This window comes from Acidobacteriota bacterium (assembly GCA_012517875.1).
In the GTDB taxonomy this organism is placed as follows: Bacteria; Acidobacteriota; JAAYUB01; order JAAYUB01; family JAAYUB01; genus JAAYUB01.
In genome coordinates this window covers 17,421-28,042 of sequence record JAAYUB010000081.1, presented here as the reverse complement: position 1 = coordinate 28,042, position 10,622 = coordinate 17,421, and the positions used below count along the sequence as shown (strand labels likewise).

Below are 10,622 nucleotides of genomic sequence, written 5' to 3'. Positions count from 1 at the left end.
CTGCCGGATCACAACCTGTCCGGGCCTGGCCGAGTAAACCATCGGATAAACTGGACACCTAATAACTTGGGTGATCATGAGAAATACTGGACATCCAAAAACCGAAAAACTGGACACCTACAACCGAAAAACTGGACGAAATACTGGACACCCAAAAACCTGGGTGATCACCTCGCGACATCCGGACGCCACCCGGCGGTCTGCCAAATGCTGATGGATGTGCGGAAACATGTGGATACAGAATATGGGTGTCCTGATCTTCGCGAATACAGAATGTGGGTGTCCTGATCTTCGTCCTGATTTTCGCCGGTTCGTCCTCCGAATCGGCAAAGGCGATATGCCGGCAGGAAACAAAACGACAGGTAAGGTTGGGGATGTGTCCGATGCGCGCTGGCCGTTCCAGTCGGATGATTGTGGTGATTCTCTTGGTGTGCCAGGCCCTGTGCGCGGGGTGGGGTCAACCGGCTGACGTGGACCCGCAGCCGAAGCACGTGGTGAAGATCTCCGTGGATTTGGTTTAGATGGACGTGACCGTGACTGACGCCAAGGGCCGGCCGGTGTGCGAACTGAAAGCGGAGGATTTCCGGGTGTACGAGAACGGATCGCTCCGACCCGTCGTGTACCTGCGGTACGTGCCCGAAGCCACTGGGCGACCGGGTGCGTCCGGTGCCGAACCGGCCGGTCTTGAAGGAACCGGCGGATCAGGTGCTCTGCAGAGATCAGGTAGTAGCCGAGAGCCCACCTGCATCGTGCCGGTGGTGGACGACCTGGGGCTCCGGTTCACCAGCCTCGCCAACACCCGCCGGGTGCTCCGGCGCTTCGTGGACAAACAGATGCGAGACGGCGACCGGGTGGCGCTTTTGTGCACCGGCAAAGACCTCGGGGCGTTCCAGCCGGTCACCGCGGACAAGGCACTTCTCCGGGCGGCCATCGGACGGCTGCGATGGAACCCGTTCAGCCGGACTGGCCTCAGCGGGGCGGTGGCGGCGGAGGAGCTGGCGATGGCGCCGCTGTTGACCGTGGGCGGCCTCTGGCGGAGCCTGCAGCGGGAACGGTCCCTGTGCAAATATGCCTATTTTCGGGAGCAGGTGGCCGTGGCTGGCACGTTCAACACCCTGGAGGGCGTCATGCAGAACCTGTCAGCCAGGCCGGGACGGAAGGCGGTGGTCCTGCTGACCGACGACACTCCCATGCAGCCGACGGGCTCACGGTTTCTGGACTACCTCTCCCGATTCCACGAGCTCGTCGACCAGGCGAACACCGCTGCGGTTCGCATCTACCCTGTCCGGCCGGGCGGCTTGGAAACAAGGAACATGACCGCCGATGCGGCGGGCAGAGAACCGTATTACGCCCAGGGCAGCTTCGAAGCCCGGGAGGCGCAGCTGCAGGCGATCGAGAGAAGAATGTATGCGTCGCCCGGTCACGAACAGTCGGGCCTGGCCGTTCTGGCCAATTCGACCGGCGGCGTGTGCGTTAACGCCAACAACGACATCAGCAAGGCGCTGGATCTCATTCTGCAGGCTCAGGGCGGTTACTACATCATTGGCTACACGCTGTCGGAACAGGCGTTCCAGAACGACGGCGAGCACCCGCGGTTCAACAAGCTGAAACTGGAGACTGTCCGGCCCAGGCTCAGGCTGAACTACCGCCGCGGCTATCTCGGCCGCAACAAAAACGCCCGCTGGCCGTCCACCCGGTCCCGGCTGGAAGCCCTGACCCAGGCGCTGGTCCGGCCATTGACCGACGACCCCCTGTCTTGGCAATCGATGTGGAGTCGGATGGCCCGCCGCCCGCGATGAGGTCGCTGGTTCGCCTTGATCCCCGCCGGCTCCGATTCGTTCGGAACCAGGCAGGCGACTACCAGGCCACCATCGACATGCTGGCTGTCACCCTGGACAAGAACGGGAACCTGATCGACCAATCCGACCCGTGTTCACCGTGTCAGCGCCGCCGGATCAGTTCGAGGCGGCCCGGGCGAAGGACCTGATCCTGCCGTATGACGTGGCGTTGCCCGAGGCGGGCGAGTGCCAGGTGCGGCTGGCGGTGCGCGACGCCGAATTCGACTGGACGAGCACGGCACTGCGCTACGTGGATCTCAAGTAGCCGGCCATCCGTTTGAATTTCATTTCACGCCTCCGCTGTCGTGGAGGAAGCCATTGCGAATCAGCCGGCCGGCCTCCGATCCCTGACCCGTCAGCGGCTACTTCCGTGGCGACTGGTCCTGGTCATGATCTGGGGGGAACCGGGGGATTCAGCCCGAGCGTTGCCCTGCAGGGAAATTGCAGGTACAATCGGTTCCAAGGCACGCCACGTTATCCTTTGACCGCCGACCGCCGGACAACAGCCGACCGCCGGATGGCGCGGCTGGGCTAGGCTGCATCGGAAACCGCGGGAGCGGGAGGTTGCATGGAGTCAGCCAAGGCCGACCGGATCATCCAGTTGGCGCTGGTGCGCGGGCACCTCTCCGCCGCAGCGCTGGAGCAGGCCCGCCAAAACCACGCCCGCCAGGACCACGCCCCGCCCAACGACACCCAGCCGTCCTCCGGCGCCGACCGTCCGCATCCGGACGCCGCGGGCCTGCTCGACACCCTGATTCGCCGCGGCTGCCTCGACGAGTCGCTGGTCCGCCGACTGGCCGAGGAGCTCGGAGGCGCGCCGCGCACGCCCCCGACCGGCGGTCCCCTCACCGATCCGACACCCACCGCCCCAGCCGGCGACAGCGGCGATCCGGCGTTTGGTGCACGGATGGCGGAATGGGATCGCTACCGGGTTGTCCGGTTGCTGGGTCGCGGCGGCATGGGAGAGGTGTTTCTCGCCGAGGACCCGCGGCTCGGGCGCCGGGTGGCCATCAAATTCCTGCACCGCGACGATCTGGAAACGGTGGAACGCTTCCTGCAGGAGGCGCGCATCCAGGCTCGGGTCCAGCACGAGCATGTCTGCCGCGTGTACGAGGTGGGCGACCTGGAGGGCCGGCCCTTCATCGCCATGCAGTACATCGACGGTCCGCCCGTGGCCGCGCTGCGCAACGAACTGAGTTGGGAGGAGATGGTCCGGATCATCATCCGGGCCGCCGACGCCCTTCAGGCCGCGCACAGGGAAGGACTGGTCCACCGGGATGTCAAACCGGGCAACATCCTGGTGGAGCGTCGCGCGGACGGCGCGCTCCATCCGTATGTGGTGGACTTCGGCCTGGCCCGGGAACTGTCGGCCTCCGGCCTCACGGTCACCGGCGCGCTGCTGGGCACACCGGCCTACATGTCACCCGAGCAGGCCCGCGGCACTCGGGAGGGCGTGGACCGGCGCGCCGATATCTACGGTCTCGGCGCCACCCTCTACGACCTGCTGACCGGCGTTCCGCCCCTGGCCGGTCCTACCGCCGTGGCCACTGTCGTACGGATCCTCAGCGAGGAGCCGGCGCCGCTGCGGCGTCGCGCGCCCGACCTGCCGCCCGACTTGGAGACGGTGGTCATGAAGTGCCTCGAGAAGGACCCCGCCCGCCGCTACGATTCGGCCTTCGCCGTGGCCCGGGACTTGGAAGCGGTGCTGGCGGCTGAGCCGATTCTGGCCCGCCCGCCCAGCCTGCGGCAGCGGGCCGTCAAGCTGGTGCGGCGGCACCAGACGTCGGCTGCCGTGATTGCGGCCGTGGCCGCCGTCACCCTGGTGCTGGGCGGCTGGCTGGCGGCGGAAAAATGGCGGCTGCAGGCCCAAGCCCGGCGGGCCGCCGAATTCGGTCAGGAGGTATCGGCCATCGAACAGACGCTCCGGGTGGCCTACTTTGCTCCCGCCCACGACGTGACCGCCGAGGAGCGTGAGGCGCGCGCCGCTCTGGTGCGCCTCGAGCGTCAGGCGGACGCCATGGCCGACGCCGCGGCCGGTCCGGGTCACTACGCCTTGGGGCGTGGTTTCCTGGCGTTGCGCGACTGGGCCGCGGCCCGCCGTCACCTGGAGCGGGCGTGGACCGCGGGATACCGGGGCGGTGAGGTGGCCGGCGCGCTGGGGCAGGCGCTGGGAGCGCTCTATCTGGAGGAGATGGACCGGGTGCGCCGAATCCGCGGCAAGGAGCTGCGCGAGGCGCAGGAAGCGGCGATTGGACGCGCATTGCGCGAACCGGCTCTCGGGTACCTGACCCGGGCCCAAGGCAGCGCGGCCGGGGCGTCCGACTACGTGGCGGCGACCCTGGCGCTCCACGAGTCGCGCTGGGACGAGGCGCTGGTCCGCGCCCGCCGGGCGGCGGCGCACACCCGCTGGTTTTTCGAGGCCTGGGTTCTGCAGGGGCGAGCGCTCCAGTTGCGGGCGGGAGCTGCCAGCGGCCGTGGTGACATGGCTGCGGCGCGCCGCGACTTGGACGCCGCGGCGGCGGCTTTCGATGAAGCGACTGCCATCGCCCGGAGCGCGCCGACCGCCTTCGTCGAGCGGGCGGTGAACGCGGCACAGCGCCTGGAGCTGGAGGCGGTGAGCGGCGGCGACGTGCCCGCCGCCTTCGCGGCGGGTCTGACAGCCTGGCGGCAGGCGGCGGCGGTGGCCCCGCACGACAGCCGTCTGCACACCCAGCGGGCAGTCCTGCATTGGCGGCTGGCCGAATACCAGGCCAATTCCGGCGAGGATCCGGCTCGCGCCCTGGACGAAGCCGTGGCGGCCGCACGGGACGCGGTGCGCGCCGATCCGGCCAACGACGACGCGCATCTGAACCTCGGGCAGGCCTGGTGGCGGCGGGCTGAGAGCGACCAGGGCCGGGGCGTCGATGCCAGGCCGGCACTGCGCGAGGCTGTCGTCGCCCTCACGCGCGCCGTGGAACTCAATCCCGACTCCACAGGCGCCGAGAACAGTCTGGGCCTCGTGTACTGGACCTTGGCCGACACGGAGGCGGCGGAAGGCAAGGATCCGCGCCCCAACCTGGAGCGCGCGCTGCAGCACCTGGACGGAGTGATTCGGATCAACCCGCGCCTGGCCACCGTGCACAGCAATATCGGAGGCGTGTACAGCTCCATCGGCACCTGGGAGATCAGTCACGGCCTGGATCCCACTGTCACGCACGAACGGGGCGCCGCCGCCTGCCGCCAAGCCATGGCCATCAATCCGGTGCTACCCCATGCGTGGATCAACCTGGCCAACATCCAGCTCCGACAAGGGTCCTACCTGCAGCAGTTGAATCAGGATCCCCGCCCCCTGTTCCGGGAGGCGATCGAGGCGTACCAAAAGGCCATCGGGCTGAACCCGCGTTTCGCCGCCGGCTACACCAATCTGGGCACGATCTACCAGCGCCTGGCTTATCAGGTTCTCTTGGAAGGAGGTGATCCCGCCGCCCTTGTCAGCGACGCAGTCGCCTGGTACCGCCGCGCCCAAGAGGTGAATCCAGGCAGCCTCACCGCGTTTGTCAACGAGGGAGCGGCGCACACCATCCTGGCCCGGTATGTGCTGGAGAGCGGCCGTGATCCGACGGCGCCTCTCGCGGCGGCCCGGGCGGCGTTGACCAGGGGCCGGGCAATCAATCCGAACAGCCCATCGCTCCATCGCGAGTGGGCGGACGCGGCGTTGGTCCAGGCCCGGTGGAACGCCCGGCCGGGCGGACGGCCCGAAGCGGTGTTCGACGAGGCGGAACGCGCCGCCGGCGAGGCGCTGCGCCTCAACCCCGACAGCGCCGACGCCGCGCTGTGCCGGGCCCAGGTGCGACGGCACCGTGCGGCGTGGGAGCTGGTGTGCCGCCGCCGGCCGGACCGCTGGATCACCGGCGGAATCGCCGACGCCACGCGGACCTTCGAGATCGACCCGGAACAGTTCGAAGCATTGGCGGTGCGTGCCGCCCTCCGACTGCTGCAGGCGCAAGTGGAGCGGAATCCGGAGCAGGCGCACCTGGCCGCATCGGCTGCGGCGGACGATCTGCACGCCGCCCTTCCCAAAGGTCCCTTTTTGGACCGCAGCCTGGCGCCGCTGCTGGCCGAAGCCGAGCGGATGGCCGGAGGGAAGGAGGGAGTCAGGAGATAGGAGACAGGAGACAGGAGACAGGAAATGGGATTGCCAAGCCCGTTGTACTTACCGATCGTGATTCGTCATCGTCAACGTGGCTCGCGGCTTGTTCTCGTAACGCGGACATCGGACTTCGCAACCGGATATCGAAAATCGGACCTGGGTTCTGGGCTCAGGATCACGGAGCCCATATTCGAGACCCATTCACCGATTTACCCGTTCAACCATTGATCGACACGCTGTGATGCATGCGCCGCGCTGCCGCCACCGTGATGGTGTGGCGTCGCGGTGCTGGCCGGAGTCTTCGGCCGTCTCATGGCTTGAAAGCCCGGATGGTGAGACTGGAGGCCACGCCCGCCAATTCGTCACCCACTTCTCGGGTCACCGGGTCGGTGATGCTTCCCGCGGCGGTGTAGGGCGCGTCCTTCAAGATCTCCACCTGCGCGAAACCCGCTGCCCGGATGGCGCCGATGTACTTCTCGCGCCGCAGCGCCCCGGCGATGCAGCCGGCGTACAGGGCATCGTTCGCGCGGAGCGCCGGGGGGAGGTCCCGGTTCAGGACGATGTCGCTCACGGTGAGCCGCCCGCCGGGCTTGAGCACCCGGAAGACTTCGCGAAAAACCTGCGCCTTATCCGGCGAGAGGTTGATGACGCAGTTGGAAATCACCACATCCACCTCGGCGTCGCCCACCGGCAGGTCTTCGATGAATCCCTTCCGGAATTTCACGTTGGCCAGACCGGTGGACCCGGTGAACCGCACGGCGTTGCGCCGGGCCAGCGCCAGCATGTCGTCGGTCATGTCCACGCCGATCACCCGGCCGTCCGGACCGACCTGGCGGGCGGCGATGAACACGTCCCGACCGGCGCCGGACCCGAGGTCCAGCACCACTTCGCCCGGACGGACGTCGGCATACGCCAGCGGATCGCCGCAGGACAGGCCCAGGTCCGCCTGGGGCAGGCCCGCCTCCGCCGGGGCCGCCGCGGGTGCTCCGCAGCAGCTCTGCGGTCCGCAGCAGCAGCCGGACTGCTGCCGCGCCACCGACGCGTAGGCCTGCTGCACCATCTCGCGGATGTCTTTTTTTTCGTCCATGATTGTTCTCCTGTTATCGACCGGCCGGCGCGGACACCGCATCGGCGCAGCGAAAATACTTCCCGCGGATCTTGAACGCCACGTTGACCAGGGCGATCATCACCGGTACTTCCACCAGCGGGCCGATCACCGCAGCGAAGGCTTCCCCGGAGTTGATCCCGAACACCGCCACAGCCACGGCGATGGCCAGCTCAAAGTTGTTCGATGCCGCCGTGAACGAGAGGGTCGTCGACTGCCCGTAATCGGCCCCGGCCTTCTTGGACAGCCAGAACGACACGAGAAACATGACCACGAAGTAAATCAGCAGCGGGATGGCGATCCGCACCACGTCCAATGGCAACTTCACGATGAACTCACCTTTGAGACTGAACATGACCACGATGGTGAAGAGCAGCGCGATCAGGGTGATGGGGCTGATCACCGGGACAAACTTGGCGTGATACCACTCCTTGCCCTTGAGCCTGACCAGGATCAGCCGGGTGAACAGGCCCGCCAGGAACGGAATTCCAAGGTAAATGAACACGCTTTCGGCGATCTGGCCGATGGAGATGTCCACCACCGAGCCTTTGAGCCCCACCAGCGGCAGCCCGACGGTGATGAACAACCAGGCGTAGACCGAGAAGAACAGCACCTGGAAAATGGAGTTGAACGCCACCAGTCCGGCGGCGTATTCGCGATCCCCCTCGGCCAGGTCGTTCCAGACGATGACCATGGCGATGCAGCGGGCCAGGCCGATGAGGATCAGCCCCACCATGTACTCGTGCTTGTCGGCCAGGAACGCCACCGCCAGCCCGAACATCAGGATCGGGCCGATCACCCAGTTCTGCACCAGCGACAGGCCCAGTACCTTGACATTGCGGAAGACCCGGCCCAGTTCCTCGTAGCGCACCTTGGCCAGCGGCGGGTACATCATCAGGATCAGGCCGATGGCGATGGGGACATTGGTGGTGCCGGAGTTGAACCGGTTCCAGAACGCGTTGATGCCGGGATACAGGTAGCCGGTGGCCACGCCGACGCCCATGGCCAGAAAGATCCAGAGCGTCAGATAGCGGTCCAGAAACGACAGGCGGCGGGAAATGCCTTCGGTCATACGTCACACTCCTTTGAGCATTCGGCTCCTGACAATCGTTGACTCACGCCTCGCGGAGAGATTCCGGCAGGCTTTCCACAAACCGCCGGATCTCGTCGCGGACCCGCCGGTAGTGGGCCATGGCCTCCTCTTCAGAGGCGGCGTCGCGGGCCAGTGCCGGCGGGTCGTCGAACCCGGCATGCATCCGCTGGACGCGGCCGGGGAAGACCGGGCAGCTCTCCGCCGCGTGGCCGCACACCGTGACCACCCAGTCGAAGGGAACCGTCTTGATCTCTTCGACCGTCTTGGACCGCTGGGCGGAGATGTCCACTCCTGCCTCGGCCATGGCCCGCACCGCGCGCGGATCGAGCCCCTTGGCCACCGTGCCCGCGGAGTGGGGCGCCAAGACGCTGCCCTTGAGGTGTCGCGCCCACCCCTCGGCCATCTGGCTGCGGCATGAATTGCCGGTGCACAAGAACAGAACCCTTATTTTTTCCATTTGGGCTCTTCCTTGGGATTCTTGGGCCGCAGCTTGCAGGAGCACTGGCCCACCAGCTCGTAGTTGCGGTCCACCAGGACCGGCAGCCCGCCTTTGACCCAGTCCACCACGCCGCCGATGATGTAGGCGACTTGTTGATAACCTTTCTCGATGAGAAACCGGGCGATCTCCGGACTGCGCACGCCCACGTTGTCCATCAGGATGAGGGGGACGTCCCGGGGGATTTCCGTCCAGTGGTCTTGAAATCCGCGGTGGGGAACCTGAATCACCGCGGGGACGTCGATGACGCGGAAGTTGGTCTCGTAGGCCTCGCGGATGTCCAGCAGCGTCGCGCCGTTTTGGAGGCGCGCCAGGGCTTCCTTTGGAGATACCGGGGTCGGGGAATCAGCCGGCCGGCTTTCCTTGGATTTTTTCATCAGGGGCTCCTTGGCAGGAAAATTCGGTGTCCGGGCGCGACGGTTTATCCGGAGTCATTCCGCCATGAACCGATCGATCGCGTCCTGCACGTAGCGGGCGAACTCGGTTTCGTCGCCATCCACCAATTCCCAGACTCGCTCCAGCTTCGTGTAGCTGATCACCCGGTCGCCGTTCAGGCGGGCGACGGCCAGGGTGGAGGTCTCGAGCTTGAACTCGTCCGAATAATGCCGGTGTTCCGGCCGGTCCACGTCCACGGTCCGCCACTGGACCGTGCCCTGCTCCAGGTAGTCGGCGTAGGCGTCGCGGACCGCTTCGGCCGCCAGCTGCTCGATCTTCAGGCAGGTGGGGCACCGGAACTTGCCGTGGAAGTAGAACACCACGTAGCGGGCAGCCGCCGGCGCCGGCTGAGCGGGTTGCGCATCCGCCGCCAAGACAGCGAGGCCTGAAACGACCGTCAGCCACAAGCCCAGGCACAAGGTTGCCACCAGTCGCCGTCTCATCGCCGCACCACCTTCTGCCGACACACCGCGGCCGGCTTTGCCGACGCCGTCGTGCATTGGGACGCCTCGGCGGGGTGGCGCAAGCAGTTCAGGAATGTCCGCACGCAGGGGAGCGTCAGGCGGTAGAACACCCACTGGCCGCGCTTCTCGTCGACGATCACGCCGGCATTTTTCAGCACCGAGAGGTGCCGCGACACGGTGGACATGTCGCCACCCACCAGCTCCTGGAGCTCGCAGACGCAGCGCTCCCCGCAGGCGAGCGCCTCGACCACGGCCAGGCGGCTTGGGTGAGCCAGCGCCTTGAACACCAGCGCCTCATGTTTCAAACCGGGCCAATCCATTGTCACATTTTCCTCCGCGGTTCGGAATCAGGCGGTATAGATCAGATATACGCCGCCCAGCAGGACCAGCACGCCGCACACCCTCTTCAGGATCATCGCTCCGTGCGACTTCTCATTCCAGCGCAGGTACCCCTGCACCACCTCGGTAAAAGTGCCCGCCGTGACGATCACCCCGCAGTGCCCCAGGCCGTAAAACGTGAGCAGCAGCCCGGCAAAGAGGGCGTTGGCGGCCGCCACCTTCACGGTCACGGCCAGCACCGGGGCCATGTAGGCGAAGGTGCACGGCCCCAGGGCGATGCCGAACACGAGTCCCAGGATGAAAGCGGCCAGCAGGCCGCGGCGCTTGAGGCCGATGTTGCCGGGTCCGGAGAAGGGCAGCGGGATCACGTCCAGCAGGTGCAGCCCCACCAGGAAGAAGATCGCCGCCACGGCGTAGTTGCCCCAGGCGCCCACGTCGCCCATCATGCGGCCCAAGGCGGCCGTGACGGCCCCGATCATTGCAATGGTCACCAGAATGCCCAGGCTGAACAGCGCGGACAGGCCGCAAGCGCGCCGGAGTGTGAGTTGACCCTGTTCGCTGATGAAACCCACGATGAGCGGGATGCTGGCCAGATGGCAGGGGCTGAGCAGGATGCTCAGCACGCCCCACAGGAACGATGCCGCCAGGGCCACCAGGGCCGAGCCTTCCACGGCGTGGGTCAGGGTCGTAAACAGTGATTCCATGTTCCATCCTCAGCCCGGA

Annotated in this window: 10 protein-coding genes; 3 read left to right on the top strand and 7 right to left on the bottom strand. The window is 66.6% G+C overall.

Features of this window, described 5'->3' with window-relative positions; genetic code table 11:
* Positions 1–521: 521 nt before the first annotated feature.
* The 3 genes from GX414_08590 (at position 522) to GX414_08580 (ending at position 5,982) form a co-directional block, all read left to right on the top strand.
* Entirely contained in the window at positions 522–1,799 is a 1,278-nt protein-coding gene (locus tag GX414_08590; protein NLI47151.1) for a VWA domain-containing protein, read from the top strand.
* 130 nt (positions 1,800–1,929) lie between these two features.
* The gene (locus GX414_08585) at positions 1,930–2,103 is read left to right on the top strand and encodes a hypothetical protein (protein ID NLI47150.1); all 174 of its coding nucleotides are present in this window, start codon (positions 1,930–1,932) and stop codon (positions 2,101–2,103) included.
* Between the two features lie 303 nt (positions 2,104–2,406).
* Positions 2,407–5,982, top strand: coding sequence for a protein kinase (locus tag GX414_08580; protein NLI47149.1), 3,576 nt, complete (start codon positions 2,407–2,409; stop codon positions 5,980–5,982).
* Between the two features lie 295 nt (positions 5,983–6,277).
* Here the strand turns inward: GX414_08580 and arsM are convergent, their stop codons facing one another.
* Genes arsM through GX414_08545 form a run of 7 tightly spaced genes read right to left on the bottom strand, consistent with a single transcriptional unit; the run spans position 6,278 to position 10,603 of the window.
* Complete coding sequence (gene arsM / locus GX414_08575) at positions 6,278–7,054, bottom strand: arsenite methyltransferase (protein NLI47148.1); 777 nt, start codon at positions 7,052–7,054, stop codon at positions 6,278–6,280.
* Positions 7,055–7,067: 13 nt separating this feature from the next.
* A complete protein-coding gene (gene arsB / locus GX414_08570) occupies positions 7,068–8,144 on the bottom strand; it encodes an ACR3 family arsenite efflux transporter (GenBank protein ID NLI47147.1) in 1,077 nt (358 codons plus the stop codon).
* Positions 8,145–8,187: 43 nt separating this feature from the next.
* Entirely contained in the window at positions 8,188–8,622 is a 435-nt protein-coding gene (locus GX414_08565; protein NLI47146.1) for an arsenate reductase ArsC, read from the bottom strand.
* On the bottom strand, positions 8,610–9,038 hold the full coding sequence (locus GX414_08560) for a hypothetical protein (GenBank protein ID NLI47145.1): 429 nt from the start codon (positions 9,036–9,038) through the stop codon (positions 8,610–8,612). Before GX414_08560 ends, GX414_08565 begins: the two co-directional genes overlap by 13 nt.
* Before the next feature lie 54 nt (positions 9,039–9,092).
* Positions 9,093–9,539 (bottom strand): hypothetical protein, encoded by a 447-nt coding sequence (locus GX414_08555; protein NLI47144.1) that lies wholly within the window; start codon positions 9,537–9,539, stop codon positions 9,093–9,095.
* On the bottom strand, positions 9,536–9,880 hold the full coding sequence (locus GX414_08550; protein ID NLI47143.1) for a winged helix-turn-helix transcriptional regulator: 345 nt from the start codon (positions 9,878–9,880) through the stop codon (positions 9,536–9,538). The genes GX414_08555 and GX414_08550 overlap by 4 nt, the downstream gene beginning before the upstream one ends.
* 27 nt (positions 9,881–9,907) lie before the next feature.
* Positions 9,908–10,603 (bottom strand): cytochrome C biogenesis protein, encoded by a 696-nt coding sequence (locus tag GX414_08545; protein ID NLI47142.1) that lies wholly within the window; start codon positions 10,601–10,603, stop codon positions 9,908–9,910.
* Positions 10,604–10,622: the final 19 nt, after the last annotated feature.